Below are 20,705 nucleotides of genomic sequence, written 5' to 3' on the forward strand. Positions count from 1 at the left end.
GTCAAAGCAAACAAGTCTGAGGACAAGATGATAGAAGTGGTAGATGGGCAACGTCAGCTCAAGGGTTGTAAACGTATCGTTGTTAAAATCGGATCATCACTACTCACAGCAAACGGAAAAGGGTTAGATCTGGATGCAATCTCGCATTGGGCGGGACAAATTGCAGAACTACACAATGCAGGGCACGAGATCATTCTTGTGTCTTCCGGTGCTGTGGCTGAAGGGATGGTTCGAATGAATCTGGACAGCCGACCCACAGATCTACCCAGTCTTCAGGCTTGCGCAGCCATTGGACAAATGGGTTTAATACATACTTGGTCAAGCGTTTTAGAACAATGTTCTATTCGTACAGCTCAAGTTTTATTAACCCATGATGATTTGGCTGACCGTCGTCGTTATTTAAACTCTTGTGATGCCTTGCAGCATTTGATTGATTGGCGTGTGATTCCTGTGATCAATGAAAATGACACAGTGTCGACTGACGAAATCCGCTTTGGCGATAACGATACTTTGGCTGCGATGGTGGCTGGACAGGTTCATGCAGACCTTTTGGTGATTCTAACTGACCAAGAAGGCATGTTTGACTCAGACCCTCGTTCCAATCCAGATGCAAAACTGTTCCATACAGTACGTGCAATGGATGAATCATTATTCGATATGGCTGGCGGCGGCGGTAAATTCGGTCGTGGCGGTATGTTGACCAAAGTTCGTGCGGCACGTTTGGCAGCCAAGTCAGGTTGTCCAACAGTGATTGCGAGCGGCGATAGCGACAATGTACTTTCACGTGTGATGGCCGGTGAATTACTCGGTACCTTATTCATTACGGACAATGATCGTGTCACAGCCCATCAACAATGGTTAGCTGCACATTTACAAACAGCTGGTCGTTTAGTGATAGATGATGGTGCAGTCAAAGCCATTCGTGATAATCACCGCAGTTTATTACCTGTCGGTGTGAAAGCAGTTGAAGGGCATTTTGAACGTGGTGATGTGGTGGAATGTGTCGATACACAAGGTCATCGTGTTGCCGTTGGTCGTGTAAACTTCAGTTCACGTTCGGCAGAAATCGTCAAAGGTTTGGCCTCCGATAAAGTTCATCAAGTTTTAGGGGAAGCCCGATCACTTGAAATGATCCATCGCAATCATATGTCAATTTACTAAATTGAAAGATCAAAATCCTGCTTCCGAGCGGGATTTTTTATGGCATGTCATTTGAATATAGCGATAAAAATAGTAATAAGAGGAGAAGAATATGAGCGAAATTCAATATTTAAACATTCAAGATCTAAAAGATGAGCAGGCTCAACTGTGTGAATTATTGGCACAATGCGTGCAAGATGGTGCATCACTGGGTTTTTTAGCTAAAGAATCTAAGTCGCACTATGATGAATATTGGTCTGCTGTGACAAAGGATATTCAAAAGCATAAAACCTTTTTGTGGGCGGCGCTACAAAGCGGTGAAATTGTGGGCACAGTACAATTGGTTCGTGCCACCAAAGCCAATGCACTGCATCCTGCTGAGATTGAAAAACTTATGGTGCATCCAAAGGCACGTCAAAAAGGCATTGCTCATCAACTATTCACACTTGCAGAAGATCAAGCAAAACATTTGAACTTGAAATTACTTGTACTTGATACGCGTACAGGCGATGTCTCTGAAAAGCTATATGAAAAATTTAACTTTATAAAAGCTGGGATCATTCCGCAATTTGCATTGAGCCATACAAGTACAATAGATTCAACGACATTATTTTATAAATTATTAGTTTAAGTTGAAACGGATGGATATTTTAGACAAAAACTCCTGCACAGATGCAGGAGTTTTTCATTAAAGGTTCTTTTGATTAACTCGTTTAGAGAGTTCTTCCGCACTTTCAACTCGTTCAGAATAGCGATCTGTGAGGTAGGCAGATTGACCACGTGTGAGTAGGGTAAATTTATATAATTCCTCCATCACATCGACAATGCGAGTGTAATAGGAGGAAGGTTTCATGCGATCATTTTCATCAAACTCTAAAAATGCTTTCGCAACGGAAGATTGATTTGGAATCGTGATCATCCGCATCCAACGCCCAAGGATGCGCATTTGGTTAACAGCATTAAAAGATTGCGAACCACCACTGACTTGCATTAACGCCAGCGTTTTACCTTGAGTAGCACGAATGGCACCTGCAGCTAAAGGAATCCAATCAATTTGTGCTTTCAATATAGAGCTCATCGCACCATGTCGTTCTGGCGAACACCAAACCATGCCTTCAGACCATGCAAGTAATTCATGTAATTCCTGAACTTTAGGATGGGATGTTTCAGCATCTTCAGGCAGAGGAAGACCTTTAGGATGAAAGATTTTGACTTCTGCACCAAAATGTTCAAGGATTCGACCCGCCTCCAATACCGTTAAACGGCTAAATGAGCGTTCACGGTTAGAGCCATATAGCAGCAGAATGCGTGGCGGATGTTCAAGTGCTTTAGCTTGAACTTGTTCAAAACGCGGTGTTTCAAGTAGATCTAGTTGAATATTGGGGAGCTTCATTTTAGTTCTCTTTATACCATTTTCGTTTTAACCATAGCGATACACTCACTAATGCAATTAGCACAGGGACTTCAACCAATGGGCCAATAATCGTGGTAAATGCAATCGGAGATGCAATACCAAAGGTGGCGATGGCAACAGCGAGGGCAAGTTCAAAATTATTACCCGCTGCGGTAAAGGATATGGCAGTGGTTTTGGCGTAATTATTACCCATCCATTTGCTCATCAAAAAGCTAATGAAAAACATCACCACAAAGTAGATCGTGAGGGGAATGCCAATACGCAGTACATCCATTGGAAGGCTCAAGACATCTGCACCTTTGAGGCTAAACATCACCACAATGGTAAAGAGTAATGCCATTAAACTGATGGGGCTGATTTTGGGTATAAATTGATTTTTATACCAAGCCAGACCTTTTTGTTTTACCAATATGGCACGCGTCAGGAAACCGAGCAGGAAGGGAATACCTAGATACACCAATACTGCATGTGTGATGGTCCAAAAGCTGACTTGGATCACTTGTGCTTCTATACCAAAATAAGGCGGTAAAAAACTCAAAAAGAACCATGCGTAGGTACTAAAAAATGCAATTTGGAAAATACTGTTAAAGGCCACTAAAGCCGCTACGTATTGGTTATCCCCACAAGCGAGATCATTCCAAACCAGAACCATCGCAATGCAACGTGCTAAACCAATCAGAATCAAACCGGTCATGTATTCAGGGTAGTGTTGTAAAAACACGATCGCCAAAATAAACATCAGGCAAGGTGCGATTAACCAATTTTGAACCAGTGATAGGTATAAGGTACGTTTATCTTTAAACACTTCAGGCAGCGCTTTGTAATCCACTTTGGCCAAAGGCGGATACATCATCAGGATTAAACCAATGGCAATCGCAATATTGACATCACCGATATTGAGTTGATTTAAAGCTCTTGAAGCACTTGGAATATAGACGCCAATCGCAATGCCTAGCCCCATTGCGATAAAAATCCATAGCGTTAGATTGCGGTCTAGAAATGACAGTTTTGCAGCAGCCATTATTGGATCTCTGAAATTTTTTGGATTTCTAGGTTGAGTTCTTCACGACTTAATTGCGTAAAATCGAGTGCAAATAAAGCATCTAAACGGCGGTTAATATGCGCCACGGTATCAAGAAATGCTGCAAGTTTTATTTCATCTACAAGCTCTAAATGGGAAGGATCTTCTAAGCCCCAGTGGGCTTTGATGGCAGAGCCTAAGTAAATTGGGCAAGCTTCTTGAGCGGCAGAACCACAGACGGTAATTACCACATCGGGTTGATATTGTTCACATGCTGCGATGGTTTTACTCGACAAACCCTCAGTCGGTAGATTGAGGTTTTGTAGGGTTTTCAAGGTAAACGGGTGGACTTGTCCTGAAGGTTTACTACCTGCGCTATAGGCATGGAAACCTTCAGGGGCACGATGGTTAAAAAGTACTTCGGATAAAATGCTGCGGCAGCTATTGCCAGTACATAGAAATAAAAAATTCATAGCGTTTCACACAATGTTGTAGTGCCTTTCGGAGAGTTTAAATCGAGATTTTTAAATCGTTCTTGGTGACGCATGACATCAAGTATTTGTGTACACCAAGTAGGCAGTGCAGGGTGAATGGAGTAATAGATCCATTGACCTTTGCGTTGATCACTCAAAACACTAGATGACCGTAGTAGCGCTAGATGGCGCGAAATTTTGGGTTGGCTTAATTCAAGGGACTCGGTGAGTTCGCAGACGCAGAGTTCACCTTTACATGCCAACAGCATGATGATGTTCAGACGAGTCTCATCTGCAAGTAATTTGAAAAATTCAGTCTGTTCCATGTTTATCTGTATATATGGATTTTCATATATATTTACATGTGAATATATGGATGTCCATATGTTTTCTTCAATAAAAATCCCACACTTGGTGGGATTTTTATATTTAGATCAGTTTAAAAGTCGAATGAAGTTTGTAAGAAGAAAGTACGTGGCTGACCAATATATTTACCACCTGTTGCATCTGATGAACGGGTGAAATACTGTTTATCAAAGACATTCTTAATACCAGCAGCAACTCTAACCCCTTGTAGCGAACCGCCAAAGTCATAGCCTGTACGCACAGCAAAAGTTGAATAGCCTGGAATATCGCCTAGTTTACCATTTGCCGTTTCTTCAGTTTGGTAGATGCCAGAATCTTGGTTACCTGGGGCACGCTGTTTAGATTGTGCATACATGTCGGCATTGATTGACCAAGCATCATATTTATAGCCTAAGCCAAAGTTTGCGACATTTTGTGAGTAGAATGGCAAATCTTTACCTTTAAAGTTACCTGCTTCAGCAACCGCTTTGGTATAGGTGTAATTACCATAGGCTTTTAAGCCTTCGAGATTTTCAGCTAAATGTCCAAAGTCATAGCTAAAACCGGTTTCGATCCCTTTATGACTTGTAGCACCGAGGTCAGTCCAAATGCCATTGTTTGCAGCATCACGTTCTAAAATCAGTTCTTTGTCAAAATCTAGATAAAACGCAGTCAATTCAGCACTCAAACCATTGCCTAAATATTTGGTACCAATTTCATAGTTATAAGATTTTTCAGGATGTAAGCCATCTAAGGTGGTGACCGCTGTAGTGCCTTGCGTTGTTGCTAATTGGTTATATTGCTGTGGACCAAAAGAGACACTGGCATTGGCAAAGAAATTCCAATGGCCTGTTGCTTTATACAGGATAGCTAAACTTGGCAAAAATTCATCTGATTGGATTGATGGATGAACAGTATTTTGTAATACGCCATTTTTATAGGCACTAAAACTGTTTTGCGTATCAATCGATTCAAAACGAACGCCGGGTGTAATATTCCATTTACCCAGTTCTATACGGTTATCGATATAAGCAGCGTGTGCTTTGGTGCCACCCGCACTACGGGTACGTGCTATAAACTGACCAGGTTCTGCATCTGCTGCGTATTCAGTACGGCCTGCGAACTCGGTGCTCTCTTCGTCCATATAACGGTAACCGACAGTCACTTCATTCAGCGTACTTCCTAAGCTATAGCTACGTGAATAACGTGGCTCAATGGCAAAGACTTTATAATCACGTGGTGAGGTATCTAAGCGATGATTGCCATTGGCTAAAGTAGATTCAAGGTTGCTGGTACGGAATGAATCGATGTAATAACTTAAAAGTTCAAAGTTGTTCGTGTCGTCTTTATGTGTATAACGTAGGGATACATCTGAACGACGGCCAGTGAAAAAGTCACGATAATGCGACGTTTGATATGGATTTACTTCGAATTCAGCAGCGCTTAAACCTTCAGGCATTTCACCTGTACCATCGTAGTGATGGAAATTTAATGCGATTTTATCCTGATCAGTGATGTCATAAGCGGTTTTTAACATGACATCATCAATGTCATTTTTATTGTTCGCTTCACGATAACCGTTGCCTTTAGTGCCTGAATAAAGTAAGGCAAGACCTAAACCATTATCTAATGTTCCACCAACAAACAGGCTAGGACCTAATTTTACCTGATCTGTACCTGTTGCATATTCAGAGTTTAATGCCACGGTACCTTTAAAGTCTTCAGGAATGCTACGTGTGGCAAAGTTGATAATACCGCCGACATTTTGTGGCCCAAAACGGACAGAACCTGCACCACGGACTACATCAACAGATTCTATATTTCCTAAAGAGACAGGCGCCATCGAAAGCTGTGGTTGGCCATACGGTGCAAATGACATTGGTATGCCATCGATCAACACAGTTGAACGTGGAGAGAGGCGAGAAGTTAATCCACGAACGCCGATGTTTAATGATACATCGCTACCGCCAGTACCATTATTTTCTTGAACCTGAACACCGGGAACTTGGCGTAACGCATCTTTTAGAGATGTTGCTGCGCTTTCGTTTAAGCGTTTACGGTCAATAATGGTCCGCGCACCGGCATGCTTTTGCACCTTCTTTTCATTGGCGTTTTCCAGCCAGTTCCCTTGAGTTTCAATGGTGATGGTCGGTAAAACATCTGCTTGTACTATCTCTGTATTTTCAGCAGCAGAAGCCATAGTGGCAACCATGCTTATACCTACGGCAATACTCAGCGGTAATAGCGGGAAATTTTGAAGCTTTAGAGATTTTTTGCTTGAACTATACATAAAAGTGTGAGCAATGGAGAGAGAGCGCGTATCATAATCTTGAGAGCGATAAATTTAAATAAGGATGATTATCATTTAAAACTATGAATTTGATTAAGCTAATAGACTTTTTAATTTAAATAAAGAATAGGTGGAATTTATAATCAAAAAAACCGTGCTAAAGCACGGTTTCTTAAAGTGAATTTAATTATTTGAACTGGATAGAGCCATTTGCACTGACCGTGATTTTAGATTCACCACCTGCCATTTCTTGTTCAGGAATAGCATCGGCACTTGCAGCTTTCATCATAGCCATACGCGGAACTGGCTGACCACCATAATTGCTGGTATTTAAATTAATATTAACTAAGTTGTAGCCTGATTTATTCCATGCCTGAGCGAGCGCTTGGGCACGTTGTTGAAAGTTTTTGGATGCTTCAACCATCAGTTCATTTTCAACTTTTTTACGTTGCGCATCTGAAATGCTGAAACTGATTGATTCCGTTTGGAAATTTTGTTGTAACTCGCTCACCAATTGGCTAGCTGCTTTAAAGTCTGTACTTTCTAAACGCACTTCGGCACGACCACGCCATTCTTTCAATTTACGACTGTCATTGTCATAAATCGGGTAGGTGCTTTGAGATCCCGTCTCGATTTTTACCGCAGGGTATTTACGGGCTGTGTTCACCGCTTGGGTCATCAATTGGTTGATTTGGGTAGCAAGTTCAGCCGGTTGTTTATTTGATTTTTCAATATATAAAACGGCATGCATTTGGTCATTCGACACTTGGCGAGTGGCATCCGCTTGAATGTTCACGATGTTGTAATTGAGTGGGTCGGCTGCTTGAGTTGCTGCTGCCAAACCTAAACCTGATGCTAATAAAACAGTAGATAAGATAATTTTACGCATTGTTATGACCTATTCTTCTTTCAGAATGACTAATTAAGCTTATGCCCTTATCTTAAAAGGGGATTGTGATGGATTAAAGGAAAATCTGTGGTGGGATTGTAAATCTTTCAAGAAAAATAAATGCAGTGTTTGATGAATATTTATTTAAATAATCAGTACTTAGTTGTTTAAATAATTGAAGATTACAATAATCATTCATAAGTTGTAAAAAAGCATAAAATAAAAAGGTTTTCTTTGTTTTGTCACACTGTAAGATGATAATTCAAGATATCCATGGAATAGATCTGTTTTTTCTCTAAATTATCTTTTTATTTGATCATAAAAGTGATTTATTTTCTTGAAAAAGTCTGTATCATCCGCCTCCTAGTTAGCCCATACTCAAAGAGCTTTTAAAGCTAACTAGAAACTCATAAAGCACCGAGTCAAAGGACCGCAAGTCACCCGACTTATTTCTTTCAACCCATATCAGAGATGGTAATTCGATATGAGCGTTTCTTCTGTAAACCCTGCCACTAATTCTACTAACGAATACTATTTGACTCGCCAAAGCCAGATGGAATCCAATGTTCGTAGCTATCCGCGTAAACTTCCACTTGCGATAGCAAAAGCTTTAGGTTGTTGGGTTACTGATGTTGAAGGTACAGAGTACCTCGATTGTTTAGCTGGGGCAGGAACATTGGCATTAGGCCATAATCATCCTGCGGTAATTCAAAGTATCCAAGACACACTTGCAAGTGGCCTCCCATTGCATACTTTGGATTTAACAACGCCTTTAAAAGATGCTTTTACTGAAGCACTACTTGAGCAATTACCTGGTGGTAAAGAAGAGTATTGTCTACAGTTCTGTGGCCCATCTGGTGCAGATGGTACAGAAGCAGCAATTAAATTAGCAAAAACTTACACTGGTCGTTGTTCAGTAATCAGCTTCTCAGGTGGTTACCATGGCATGACTCACGGTTCTTTAGCTATGACAGGTAACTTGTCTGCTAAAAATGCTGTGAACGGCTTAATGCCGGGTGTTCAATTTATGCCGTATCCGCATGAATACCGTTGCCCATTAGGCATTGGTGGTGAAGCGGGTGTTGATGCATTAACGTATTATTTCGAAAACTTCATTGAAGACGTAGAAAGTGGTGTAACTAAGCCAGCAGCTGTAATCTTGGAAGCAATCCAAGGCGAAGGCGGTGTAGTGACTGCACCTGTAAAATGGTTAAAGAAAATCCGCGAAGTGACTGAAAAGCACAACATCGTGTTGATTCTTGATGAAGTACAAGCAGGCTTTGCACGTTCAGGTAAAATGTTTGCCTTTGAACATGCGGGTATCGAACCTGATGTTGTGGTGATGTCTAAAGCAGTTGGTGGTAGTTTACCGCTTGCTGTGCTTGGTATTAAACGTAAGTTTGATGCTTGGCAACCCGCAGGTCACACGGGGACATTCCGTGGTAACCAACTTGCAATGGGTACAGGTCTTGCAACCATCAAAACCATCAAAGAACAAAACTTGGCTCAAAATGCACAAGAGCGTGGTGATTTCTTACAAGCTGAAATTAAAAAATTAGCTGTAGAATTCCCATGTATTGGTAACGTGCGTGGTCGTGGTTTGATGATTGGTGTTGAGATTGTTGATGAACGTCAAAAAGCAGATCACATGGGTTCTTTACCAGGTGATTCTCAATTGGCAGCAGCAATTCAAGCAGCATGTTTCAACAACAAATTGTTGTTAGAAAAAGGTGGTCGTAACGGTACAGTCATTCGTTTACTTTGCCCATTGATCATTAACCAAGCTGAATGTGAAGAAGTGATCGTTCGCTTCAAGAAAGCACTTGCTGAAGCACTTGTTGCAACCCGAGGCGCATAAGTCATGGTAGATTTTGCAGAACATCGTAAAGCGTTATTTTGCAATGATGCACAATCCATTGCTGACTATCAGTCAGCAATGGGCGAAGCGGTAAAAGCCGTTTCTGCATGGTTGCAAAATGACAAAATGTACACCGGCGGTAGCATTAAAGAGCTTCGTAGTGCAATTGCATTCAATCCTTCAAAAGAAGGTATGGGTGTACAAAAATCACTAGACCGTATGGTTGAGCTTTTCTTAAACAAAAGCTTAAAAGTACATCACCCACATTCTTTAGCGCACTTGCATTGCCCAACAATGGTAACAAGCCAAATCGCTGAAGTGCTCATTAACGCGACTAACCAATCTATGGACTCATGGGATCAAAGCCCTGCAGGTTCATTGATGGAAGTTCAGTTAATTGACTGGCTTCGCCAAAAAGTTGGCTATGGTGCAGGTCAAGCAGGTGTATTCACCTCTGGCGGTACGCAGTCTAACTTGATGGGCGTTTTGCTTGCACGTGATGCATGTATTGCTAAAAACTGGAAAGACGAAAACGGTAGACCGTGGTCTGTTCAGCGTGACGGCGTACCTGCGGAAGCAATGCGTAACGTCAAAGTGATCTGTTCTGAAAACGCACACTTCTCTGTGCAAAAGAACATGGCCATGATGGGTATGGGCTTCCAATCTGTAGTGACTGTTCCTGTAGATGCAAATGCACGCATGGACATGGATGCACTTGAGAAAACCATGGCGCACCTTCAAGCTGAAGGTAAAATCGTCGCATGTGTAGTTGCAACTGCGGGTACAACCGATGCAGGCGCAATTGACCCATTGAAAGAAGTTCGTGCAATCACCAACAAATATGGCGCGTGGATGCATATCGACGCAGCATGGGGCGGTGCTTTAATTTTATCGAATGATTACCGTGATATGTTAGACGGTATTGAACTGTCTGACTCGGTAACGCTTGATTTCCATAAGCATTACTTCCAAACGATTTCATGTGGTGCGTTCTTGCTGAAAGATGAAGCGAACTATCGTTTCATGCATTATGAAGCTGAGTACTTAAACTCTGCTTATGATGAAGAGCATGGGGTTCCTAACTTGGTGTCTAAGTCACTACAAACAACTCGCCGTTTTGACGCGTTGAAATTGTGGATGACGGTTGAAGCGCTAGGTGAAGAGCTTTATGGTTCGATGATCGACCATGGTGTAGGTCTAACACGTGATGTTGCAGATTATATCAATGCAACTGACGGTCTAGAAATGCTGGTTGATCCGCAATTTGCATCGGTATTGTTCCGTGTAGTGCCAGCAGGCTACCCAGCTGAATTGTTAGATACATTGAACCAAAACGTAGCAGACGAATTGTTTGCACGTGGTGAAGCGAATATTGGTGTAACTAAAGTAGGTCAGGTTCAATCTTTGAAAATGACGACTTTAAGCCCAGTAGCGACTTTAGACAACGTGAAGAATTTGCTTGCTCTGGTGCTTGCAGAAGCTGACCGTATCAAAGGCCCAATCGCTGACGGTACATATACACCTGCAATTGACTAATTGTCATTTTGTAGTTGTAGAAGAAGGAGCTCATTTGAGCTCCTTTTTTTTGTTTTAAATGAAAAGGCGCTTAATTTATTACATGGCCACAATTTTTCATTGAGTGATGATAGTTTACTGTGTAGGCAGATTTTTACTTTGACGGATCAAAGTAACTAAAATCCTTCTCAGGGAAAAGGTACATCCATGTGACCATTACCTTATAGTGACATCCCTGTCGCCAGTCGCGATATTCATTGATGTTTATCATTTGATGAATGAGATACCACTTAATATTTATAACCAATAGAAGGCTTGTAAAGGAGTTTCCCTCTCCTTGTAGGAGAGGGTTAGGGTGAGGTGAATGCAATACGATATTGATGTTATGCCGCAAATAATGGACTAAAACCTTACTTACGCAGCAGTTTGCGGTACATACTCGAACTGCGGTCCGCAGGGAAATGCGCTTCGATGCTTAAATCTAAGGGTAAATATTCAGGCTTTTGCGATTCAGAGACTAAACGGTCTTCTTCAAATATTTTCAGGTTAAAGTCATAAGCATCTTCGACAGGTAAGTCTTTGTCATAATTGCGGCAAATGGGAGCAAATAGACGGGTGGAGCGGGCAGTCATGGGGGATGCCGCATTCATAATCACTTGCTTGCTGTCGTTTGGAAAATGTATGGTGAGCGTTGCAGTAAAGGGTAGATGAATCTCAAAATGCTGTAGCCATTCAAAGCCATCTTGTCCTCGTTGTTCTAATCCAATTGGGTAGCGCCCAACACTGCTCCAATAGTCTGCATTAAAGCCAGTTGCTGTTTCCGTGGTTTTATAGTCAGGCACTTCTACATTTTCAGGGTCGCCAAAGGTATCAGGATGTACCCAAGCAAAATGCGCGACATCAATAAAGCCTTCAAGCTGACGGCCTGCAAAACATTGAAAATCGACCGTTGGGCACACCAATTGCTGAAACTCGGCTTCATCCCAATATGGCATGACTGGAATGTTTGGCGCAGCATCTTTAGTGGCAGTGAGCGAACACCATATCAGTCCATAGCGCTCAACAGCGGCATAAGTACGTAAGTTAAAGCGAGGTGAAATTTTGTGCTCAGGATGTGCAGGGATGCGGTTGCAATGACCGTGTTCACCAAAGCGTAAGCCATGATAGCGGCAGACTACCCCTAGACCATCATTTTTACCTAAGCTGAGTGGGACGCCGCGGTGAGGGCAGGCATCTTTAGCGACAATCAGTTCTTCTCCCATTTTATAAATGACGAGCGGCATATCTAAAAGCATGGTGCCATAAGGCTGTTCTGTAATGTCTCGAGCGAGTGCAATGGGATACCAAAATTCTGCAAGTAAGTGCCAGTCATGTTCTTCAAAAGTCATATGCACAGGCAAGTCCGGATTAAATGTCGCAATGGCTTTACTGGTCATTTTAGGCTCTGTTTTTATGTAAACTTGCATATTGAGCGAACTAAAAATGTAATGAAATTTCAATTATTGGAATACGAGGAAATAAAAAATAGAACATGCAAATCTGCATCATTCAGAAAAAGAGGGGAAATTTGAAAAAAGAAAATAAGACAAAATATGACAAGGACATGAATTCTTACGAATATCAAAGTAGAAATAAATAAGACCAATACTTTGATAAATTTCATTACATGTTGAAAAATAAAGAATTATATTTAAATCAATGTGCAATCATCAATTATCATAAAAGCGTCATAAAGATGTAACCTAACTGTCATACTCTAAAATCAAAATGCGTATATCGAAAAAGTACAAGACTTTATTAGAAAGTGGCGTACTCCAATAAATGCATCAATAAAGAGAGATGAGAATGCGCTTAAATCATATCGCACTTGCTATGGTACTCACTACTGGGGCAACAGTCGCTACAACTGCAAATGCAGCTCGTGACACGATCCAAATTGCTGGTTCTTCAACTGTACTGCCTTATGCAAGTATTGTTGCAGAAGAGTTTGGTAATACATTCCCACAATTTAAAGCACCTGTTGTAGGTTCTGGTGGTACTTCAGGTGGTTTGAAACAATTCTGTAATGGCGTTGGTGATAACACAATTGATGTTGCAAACGCATCTCGTAAAATTAAAGGTACTGAATTGGCTGCATGTAAAAAAGCAGGCGTTAACCAAATCTTAGAAATTAAAGTTGGATATGACGGTATCGTATTTGCTTCAAATGCGAAAAAAGCGGCATTCAAACTTCGCCCACAGCACGTATTTGCTGCACTTGCTGCTGAATTACCTTCAAAAGGTAAATTGGTTGCAAACCCATACACACGTTGGAATCAAATCGACCCAACTTTACCAAACGAAGCAATCACTTTAGTTATTCCTGCATCAAACCATGGTACACGTGAAGTGTTCCAAGAAAAAATGGTCGATGCTGGCTGTGAAACTTATGAAGCTTTCGCAAAATTAGATAAAGATGCTCAGAAAAAAGCATGTTCAACATTCCGTAAAGATGGTCGTGTGATTGAAATCGCAGGCGACTATACAGAGACATTGGCACGCTTAAAAACTTCACCTAACGCTGTAGGTGTATTCGGTCTAGGTTTCTATGACCAAAACCGTGACAAGTTACGTGTAGCAACAGTGAATAATGTAGCGCCATCTGAGAAAACAATTCTGAATGGTTCATACCCAGTATCTCGTCCATTGTTCTTCTATGTAAAGGGTGAGCACTTAAAATCAATTAAAGGCTTAAAAGAGTTCACAGAATTCTTCCTAAGTAAAAAAGTATCAGGTAAAGGTTCTAAGCTAGAAAAAGCAGGCTTAATTTCAATGTCTGACAAAGAACGTGCTGCGGTACTTGCAAACTTCAAAGCGGGTAAGGCTGTTAAATAAAGTATGGAAATAGCCAATGGCAGGGTCGACCTGCCATTGGCTTTTTGCAAAGAAACAGTTTTTTCAAGAAGGGCTTTTGAAAAAACAGTGGAGATTACATGAATCTGCTACTTATTGGTGTGTTGCTCGCAATTATTGCAATCGCTTATCAAGTTGGACTGATCAAAAGTCGCAAACTTGCAGGTAAAGGCAATAACTCAGCAATGTTGCATTCACGACCGGGCTACTATGGTGTTTTGGTCGCTTTATGGTGTGGGATTCCCGCTTTTTTAATCTTGATTGTTTGGAACTTGGTTGAACCGAGTGTTTTTCAACACGTTATTTTAAATAATGTCCCTGAAAATATTCGTTTAAGTTTAGATCCTGCAAGCACGAGCGTAATGGTTGACCGCGTTCAAGCGATTGCTTCTGGTTTTGGAGTAAGTGATACGCCAGCTGCATATGAACTTGCAGCAGCAGAACAGTTAAAGAAAATTGAGAACATTGGTTCATTCGCGAAATTAGCAGTTGTAGTAAGTGCGGCATTGATTGGTTTAGTGATGGCTAAACGTCGCATTGCAGAAAAATATCGTGCACGAAACCAAGTTGAAAAAGTTTTAAATGTGGCATTGGCACTATGTTCAGGCGTGGCGATTTTGACCACTGTCGGCATCGTAATGTCGATGTTTAGTGAAGCAATGCGCTTCTTTAGTTTTGTTAATCCACTCGATTTCTTCTTTGGTACTGAATGGAACCCAGGTTTTAGTACTTCGGGAAGTGCAGAAGGCAGCTACGGCTTATTACCTTTATTGTGGGGTACGCTCATGGTGAGTGGTATTGCGCTATTGGTTGCTGTTCCTGTTGGTTTGATGATTGCTATTTACTTGGCTGAATATGCAAAGCCAAGTTTCCGTGCTTGGGCAAAACCGGCCATTGAAGTTCTCGCAGGTATTCCAACGATTGTTTATGGTGTATTTGCCTTAATGATTATTGGACCCTTTGCAAAACAACTTGGCGCATATATCGGACTCGATATTAATGCAACCAGTGCTTTAACAGCAGGCTTTGTGATGGGGATTATGATTATCCCATTTGTTTCATCATTATCTGATGACATCATTACCCAAGTCCCTCGCGCGCTTCGTGACGGTTCACTCGGTTTGGGTGCTACAAAATCAGAAACCATTCGCCAAGTAGTGATTCCAGCTGCATTGCCGGGCATCATCGGTGCATTCTTATTGGCAGCATCTCGTGCAATTGGTGAAACCATGATTGTGGTGCTTGCAGCAGGGAACAGTCCTTTACTGCATATCAACCCACTCGAAGCGGTGTCTACCGTCACTATTACCATCGTAAACCAATTAACAGGTGATACAGACTTTGCGAGTCCTCAAGCATTAGTTGCTTTTGCACTCGGTTTAACACTGTTTGTGATTACCTTAGGGCTGAATATTGTTGCACTGTACATTGTGCGTAAATACCGTGAGCAATACGAATGAGTACTACGAATACATCAAACATGGATCAAAAATTTGATTCACATGCAGCCGCTGAGCTTCGTGAAAAACGTAAGAAAATCATTGAAAACTCATTGGCGAAAAGACACCGTAAAGAAAATACCTTCCGTGTCTTGGGCTTTAGTGCAGTAGTGACTGGCTTATTGTTCGTCGTGCTATTGTTTGGTAGTATTTTAGCCAAAGGTTTACCTGCATTTTGGCAAAGCTCAATGACGGTACCTGTGTTTTTTGATCCAAACATTGTCAAAGTTGGTGCGAAACCAATTCAAAAAGAAGGTGAATCACCTGCACAGTTCCAAGAGCGTTACATTGCTTGGCAAACTGAAATGGGCATGGTGGATTGGAATGCGCTCATCGTAAATGGCATCATAGCAAAAGATCCAGCGATTGCCTCACAACGTGATGATCTCAACAGTTTATATACAAGTTCAGAAGCTTATCGCTTACGTGACATGGTAATGGCAGATCCGTCATTGATTGGTCAAAAACAAGATTTTAAAATCCTTGCAGATGCTAATGTCGATGTCTGGTTGGCTGGTAATATTGACCGCAGCTTGCCTGATGAACAGCAACAATTGAGCCCAGAAGTACGCCAACTTGCAGATAAACTTAAAGCTGATGGTGTTATTACTAACTCATTTAATACTGAAATATTTAAGAATCCAGACTCTCGTAGCTCACCTGCAACTTCAGGTTTAGCTGGGGCGTTTATGGGGTCGTTATTTATGATGCTGATCGTGATCATTATTTCAATTCCAATCGGTGTAGCATCCGCAATTTACTTAGAAGAATTTGCACCTAAAAACTGGATTACCGATGTTGTCGAAGTCAACATTAACAACTTAGCAGCGGTTCCTTCGATTGTCTTTGGTTTGCTTGGTGCAGCGATCTTTATTGGTTGGATGCATATGCCGCTTTCGGCTCCTGTGGTTGGTGGTTTAGTCTTAAGTTTGATGACTTTGCCAACGGTCATTATTACCACACGTGCTTCACTAAAAGCTGTTCCTCCATCGATCCGTCAAGCCGCTTTAGGTTTGGGTGCATCACGTTTACAAACTGTATTTCACCACGTCTTGCCACTGGCATTACCAGGTATCTTAACCGGTGCCATTATTGGTGTTGCGCAAGCCCTAGGAGAAACTGCTCCATTATTATTGATTGGTATGAGTGCCTTTGTGGCAAGTGTACCAGCCACTCCTTTAGATCAATCCACTGCATTACCTGTACAAATTTTCCTTTGGCAAGGTAATGAGCTACGTAACTTCTTTGAAGGACGTACCGCAGCAGCAATCATTGTACTTCTTGCTCTCATGATCGGCTTAAACAGTTTAGCCATCTGGTTACGTAAGAAATTTGAAGTACGCTGGTAATTGAGGGCATTATATGAATAGCGTCATTACAACTGAAAAGAATTCCTTATATCAGGATAAGTCCGTGAATCCAGAACAAACACAATTTACCTCTGCTCAGGGCAGCCAAAAACAAACCAATACTGCGTTTGTGTCACAATTCGATACGCAATCTAGCGCGAAAAAAGATGCGAAATCGAGCAATGTGAAAATCAGTACCAATGATGTGCATGTGTACTATGGTGAATCTGAAGCGATCAAAGGCATAGATCTGAACATTTATGAAAATGAAGTGATTGCCTTTATTGGTCCGTCTGGTTGTGGTAAGTCAACTTTCCTACGTACGCTCAACCGTATGAATGACACGATTGATTCTTGTCGTGTGACAGGGCAAGTGCTTATGGATAATCAAGATATCTATGATCCAAATCTCGATGTGGTGTTACTGCGTGCCCAAGTGGGTATGGTTTTCCAAAAGCCGAACCCATTCCCAAAGTCTATTTTTGACAATGTCGCTTATGGTCCAAAATTGCATGGTTTGGCACGTGACAAATACGACATGGAAGAAATTGTTGAAAATAGTCTGCGTAAAGCAGGCCTTTGGGATGAAGTGAAAGACCGTTTGAACCAACCGGGTACAGGACTTTCAGGTGGTCAGCAGCAACGTCTATGTATTGCGCGAACCATTGCTGTCAGTCCTGAAGTGATTTTAATGGATGAACCTTGTTCAGCACTCGATCCAATTGCAACAGCAAAAGTAGAAGAGCTCATCACTGAACTTTCAGCGCAATATACCATTGCGATTGTGACACACTCGATGCAACAAGCAGCGCGTGTTTCTGACCGTACCGCATATTTCCATTTGGGTGATTTAATTGAAGTGAATTCCACTGAAAAAGTCTTTACCCAACCGGATCATCAGCTTACAGAAGCCTATATTACCGGTCGTTTTGGTTAATCTAGACTGTTTGAAAATAGAGCCGAAAGGCTCTTTTTTTATGAAGTCAATAATTAGGTAGAAAAGGATTGATAGAAATAAAAAGCTCAATTTGACTCAATGAGAATTATTTTCAAAAAATAGATTGAATTTTTGTGATGTAACCCACATGTTATACAACATAAATATGAATTAAATGAGTTTCAATTTTATGCTATTTCATAATCCCAAGTTGCCTGCGGAAATTCGTGTAAGCCACTTAAATGCACGTATCAATGAACAACGAAAAAAAATTGCGCAAACGACTGCATCTAAACTTGAGCTGCTGCAACTAAGCCAACAATTATCAAAAGAAGCGCGCGCACGTAAAAAGAATAACCAAAAAATTTATGTAATCGATTTTAATGGTGATACCGCTGCATCTGCGGTAACGAGTCTACGTGAAGAAATTACCCTGATCTTAGCGACAGCAAAAGCAGGACGTGACCGCGTGGTTTTACGTTTAGAAAGTCCAGGCGGGATGGTGCATGGCTATGGTCTGGCCGCTGCACAATTGGTACGTTTACGTGATGCTGGATTTAACTTAACCATTTGCGTGGATAAAGTTGCTGCAAGCGGTGGCTATATGATGGCCTGCATTGCAAATGAGATCGTTTCAGCACCATTTGCCGTGGTGGGTTCGATTGGTGTGGTTGCACAAGTGCCGAACTTTAACCGTTTATTGAAAGAAAAACATATCGATTTTGAACTGTATACCGCGGGTCAGTTCAAACGTACCGTAACTATGTTTGGTGAAAATACTGCTGAAGGTAAAGCCAAATTTGAAGAAGAGTTACAGCAAACCCATAACTTGTTTAAACACTTTGTTGAAAAATACCGTCCTCAGCTCAATGTCGATAAAGTTGCCACAGGTGAGCATTGGTATGGTCAAGATGCAATGGATCTCAATTTGGTCGATAAACTCCAAACGTCAGATGAATATCTATTAAGTCTTATGCCACAACATGATGTATATATGATTGAAACCCGCAAAAAACCAACACTGGGTGAGAAGTTAGGCTTACAAGCAGCACAAATTGCGGATTCATTGGTTCCTGCTGTCATGTCAAAAGTGATGGAATCATTGAGCAAAGCTAATGCAAATATCGTTCAATTAAAAGATCTAAAATTTTAAAATCTTTATGCTTATAAAGTATTTAAAGCTCACTTCGGTGAGCTTTTTTTATGCTAAACGATGCTGTTGTGATAGATTGCGTTGCGTACATAGATATTGATGATAATGATGTCTAATTTTCTGTTTATTTTAGGTGGTGTCATTTGCCTAATGGTTTGGCCTTGGCTATATTTGCTGCATTTTCAAAGTGTGAAAAAATCTGTGCTGAAACAGTATGCTGCGCTGTTTGGCCCAGCAGCAACACTGTTGGCAGGCTATATTTATTGTTCATCACTACAGGTAGATGTTCGCTCTGAAGCCTGCGGCACTGTTGTGGCCTATCAGAGTTATATGAGTAGCGGAAATATAAATAAAAGACAGCCTTTTGAGCGGGTTGAAATTTTAGTGAATCATACAAAATATACACGGCATTTTCGTATAGATGATGATCTACAAAAAATGCCAGCGGGAGCAAAAGCGTGCTTTCAGTATTATGACCGAAAATTGAATCCGCAAATGTCAGATTCAATCTTAATTCAATGGACTGCTTAAATATTTAACTGATGTTACGCAGTAACACCAGAAGTGCAATTTGATTCAAATAAAACAACGATACGCGGTAACGTCATCCGCAAGTGTTTGAGACAGGGCTGCTTCTAATCAAAAATGTTTTTGCGATACTTTGAATACGTAGACGCGAGCGAACGAGTTTTGCGGTGAGGAGCATTGCTTCGCAAGATGGTTTCCTTGCGAAGCTTCGCTTCTCATTTTGCCGAATGAGAAACATCGTTTCGTAAAAGTACCTCCAGCCGAAGGCTAATCCCGTTATTCAATTCCTAGATGTAAGACTCCGTCGAATAGACTTAAAAATCATTTTTAAAATGAGAAATTACTTCTAGGTGCGTAACATCAGTATTTAAGATAAAAAATATTCAGGCTTTTGTTTAGCGTTATTCAACAAATTTGATGTCATTAAACAAATACCACCAGTGATCATCGCACCAAGTGTTGCGAGCAGCATATCTTTATGCGCATCCCAAATATCACCTTGTTGCCCATTATAATTTTCAGCTTCTTCTGGTGATAAGCCAATGGCAATCAGCCATTCGATCCATTCATAAAATAAACTGGTCGCCATGACGAATTGTACGACCAATAAAAAGAGTGTTCCGGCTTTTAATTGTGGTAGCCAGATTTGAAATATGCGATAAAAGAACGGATAGAGCAGCAATCCATAGGCAAGGTGTACAAGCCGATCATACATATTCCGAGACCATCCCATGCTTTGGTCAAGGTTGAAACCTAAGAGAGCTTGTGTCCATTCAGAATAAGGCACATAAGAATATAAATAATGGGCACCGATGACATGAATCAGTAAAAAGCCAAGATACAGGCAAACAGTTGCGAAACTTAGCCCTATTTTATAGAGGAAAACGAGCAGCACGATCAGCATAAACGCTGTGCCAATTTGATGGAGTATATACGCTTCCATTTCTAAAGGTTGGATACTGGCGATCGCAATAGCAAGAGTTAATAACGCAAAAGCTAAGATGTGCTTAAGTTTTAATTTGAAATCAATCATGAAAAGGCAAAGCTCAAATTTTTTATCGGTGTGCAATGTTTATAATTCGCGGCAAGTATAGCCATAATGCGATGAAAGGTGTTAGTTCGCCGGCGTTAGAATTTGTGCATTATTTTTTCAAATGTCATCAGCTAGCAACTAGGGATAAGTATTTTCAAAAAGATTGTATTAAACTCAGATGTATATCGAAGAGAGGTGGATCAGGAAATTTGAACAACACTTATAAGTGATATTTTGCTCCTCAAATGATGTTATAAACATCAATATATGGAGTATTTTATGGCACGTAGACCAAGAAGAAATCATTCAAACGACTTTAAGGCTAAGGTAGCACTTGCTGCGATCAAAGCAGAAAAAACACTTGCTGAA

The 20,705-nt window shown here is 41.1% G+C and carries 18 protein-coding genes; 10 read left to right on the forward strand and 8 right to left on the reverse strand.

What is annotated here, in order from left to right; translation table 11 throughout:
• The first annotated feature begins 27 nt into the window (after positions 1 to 27).
• On the forward strand, positions 28 to 1,161 hold the full coding sequence (proB, locus tag FTT76_RS02735) for a glutamate 5-kinase (protein ID WP_180007687.1): 1,134 nt from the start codon (positions 28 to 30) through the stop codon (positions 1,159 to 1,161).
• A gap of 91 nt (positions 1,162 to 1,252) precedes the next feature.
• Entirely contained in the window at positions 1,253 to 1,771 is a 519-nt protein-coding gene (locus tag FTT76_RS02740; protein WP_180007688.1) for a GNAT family N-acetyltransferase, read from the forward strand.
• Between the two features lie 57 nt (positions 1,772 to 1,828).
• Here the strand turns inward: FTT76_RS02740 and arsH are convergent, their stop codons facing one another.
• The 6 genes from arsH to FTT76_RS02770 form a co-directional block, all read right to left on the reverse strand.
• Positions 1,829 to 2,533, reverse strand: coding sequence for an arsenical resistance protein ArsH (gene arsH, locus FTT76_RS02745; protein ID WP_078191860.1), 705 nt, complete (start codon positions 2,531 to 2,533; stop codon positions 1,829 to 1,831).
• Between the two features lies 1 nt (position 2,534).
• Positions 2,535 to 3,575 (reverse strand): ACR3 family arsenite efflux transporter, encoded by a 1,041-nt coding sequence (gene arsB, locus FTT76_RS02750; RefSeq protein ID WP_180007689.1) that lies wholly within the window; start codon positions 3,573 to 3,575, stop codon positions 2,535 to 2,537.
• A complete protein-coding gene (locus FTT76_RS02755) occupies positions 3,575 to 4,048 on the reverse strand; it encodes an arsenate reductase ArsC (RefSeq protein WP_180007690.1) in 474 nt (157 codons plus the stop codon). Before FTT76_RS02755 ends, arsB begins: the two co-directional genes overlap by 1 nt.
• Complete coding sequence (locus tag FTT76_RS02760) at positions 4,045 to 4,374, reverse strand: metalloregulator ArsR/SmtB family transcription factor (RefSeq protein WP_180007691.1); 330 nt, start codon at positions 4,372 to 4,374, stop codon at positions 4,045 to 4,047. The genes FTT76_RS02755 and FTT76_RS02760 overlap by 4 nt, the downstream gene beginning before the upstream one ends.
• Positions 4,375 to 4,487: 113 nt before the next feature.
• Positions 4,488 to 6,605 (reverse strand): TonB-dependent receptor family protein, encoded by a 2,118-nt coding sequence (locus FTT76_RS02765; RefSeq protein ID WP_373686524.1) that lies wholly within the window; start codon positions 6,603 to 6,605, stop codon positions 4,488 to 4,490.
• A 265-nt stretch (positions 6,606 to 6,870) separates the two neighbouring features.
• The gene (locus tag FTT76_RS02770; RefSeq protein ID WP_180007693.1) at positions 6,871 to 7,572 is read right to left on the reverse strand and encodes an SIMPL domain-containing protein; all 702 of its coding nucleotides are present in this window, start codon (positions 7,570 to 7,572) and stop codon (positions 6,871 to 6,873) included.
• Between the two features lie 484 nt (positions 7,573 to 8,056).
• On the opposite strand from FTT76_RS02770, the gene FTT76_RS02775 reads away from it, so the two are divergent.
• Positions 8,057 to 9,430 carry a diaminobutyrate--2-oxoglutarate transaminase gene (locus FTT76_RS02775; protein ID WP_180007694.1) on the forward strand — a complete coding sequence of 458 codons (1,374 nt, stop codon included), beginning with the start codon at positions 8,057 to 8,059 and terminating at the stop codon, positions 9,428 to 9,430.
• Between the two features lie 3 nt (positions 9,431 to 9,433).
• Positions 9,434 to 10,966 carry an aspartate aminotransferase family protein gene (locus FTT76_RS02780; RefSeq protein ID WP_180007695.1) on the forward strand — a complete coding sequence of 511 codons (1,533 nt, stop codon included), beginning with the start codon at positions 9,434 to 9,436 and terminating at the stop codon, positions 10,964 to 10,966.
• Between the two features lie 389 nt (positions 10,967 to 11,355).
• On the opposite strand, the gene FTT76_RS02785 is transcribed toward FTT76_RS02780, so the two are convergent.
• The gene (locus FTT76_RS02785; protein WP_180009603.1) at positions 11,356 to 12,381 is read right to left on the reverse strand and encodes a Rieske 2Fe-2S domain-containing protein; all 1,026 of its coding nucleotides are present in this window, start codon (positions 12,379 to 12,381) and stop codon (positions 11,356 to 11,358) included.
• A gap of 409 nt (positions 12,382 to 12,790) precedes the next feature.
• Between FTT76_RS02785 and FTT76_RS02790 the strand changes: the two genes are divergently transcribed.
• The 6 genes from FTT76_RS02790 (at position 12,791) to FTT76_RS02815 (ending at position 19,306) form a co-directional block, all read left to right on the forward strand.
• Complete coding sequence (locus tag FTT76_RS02790; RefSeq protein ID WP_180009604.1) at positions 12,791 to 13,819, forward strand: substrate-binding domain-containing protein; 1,029 nt, start codon at positions 12,791 to 12,793, stop codon at positions 13,817 to 13,819.
• A gap of 98 nt (positions 13,820 to 13,917) precedes the next feature.
• Positions 13,918 to 15,297 (forward strand): phosphate ABC transporter permease subunit PstC, encoded by a 1,380-nt coding sequence (pstC, locus tag FTT76_RS02795; RefSeq protein ID WP_180009605.1) that lies wholly within the window; start codon positions 13,918 to 13,920, stop codon positions 15,295 to 15,297.
• Positions 15,294 to 16,685, forward strand: coding sequence for a phosphate ABC transporter permease PstA (gene pstA, locus FTT76_RS02800; RefSeq protein WP_180009606.1), 1,392 nt, complete (start codon positions 15,294 to 15,296; stop codon positions 16,683 to 16,685). The genes pstC and pstA overlap by 4 nt, the downstream gene beginning before the upstream one ends.
• 13 nt (positions 16,686 to 16,698) lie before the next feature.
• Complete coding sequence (gene pstB, locus FTT76_RS02805) at positions 16,699 to 17,622, forward strand: phosphate ABC transporter ATP-binding protein PstB (RefSeq protein ID WP_218948527.1); 924 nt, start codon at positions 16,699 to 16,701, stop codon at positions 17,620 to 17,622.
• Between the two features lie 190 nt (positions 17,623 to 17,812).
• Complete coding sequence (gene sohB / locus FTT76_RS02810; protein ID WP_180009607.1) at positions 17,813 to 18,775, forward strand: protease SohB; 963 nt, start codon at positions 17,813 to 17,815, stop codon at positions 18,773 to 18,775.
• 108 nt (positions 18,776 to 18,883) lie between these two features.
• Positions 18,884 to 19,306, forward strand: a complete 423-nt coding sequence (locus tag FTT76_RS02815; RefSeq protein WP_168379213.1) for a hypothetical protein — start codon at positions 18,884 to 18,886, stop codon at positions 19,304 to 19,306.
• Between the two features lie 364 nt (positions 19,307 to 19,670).
• Here FTT76_RS02815 and FTT76_RS02820 read toward each other — a convergent pair whose 3' ends face one another.
• Positions 19,671 to 20,336 (reverse strand): DUF2238 domain-containing protein, encoded by a 666-nt coding sequence (locus FTT76_RS02820; protein ID WP_180009608.1) that lies wholly within the window; start codon positions 20,334 to 20,336, stop codon positions 19,671 to 19,673.
• Positions 20,337 to 20,705 lie beyond the last annotated feature (369 nt).

It is taken from the genome of Acinetobacter sp. YH01009 (assembly GCF_013420765.1).
GTDB lineage: Bacteria > Pseudomonadota > Gammaproteobacteria > Pseudomonadales > Moraxellaceae > Acinetobacter > Acinetobacter amyesii.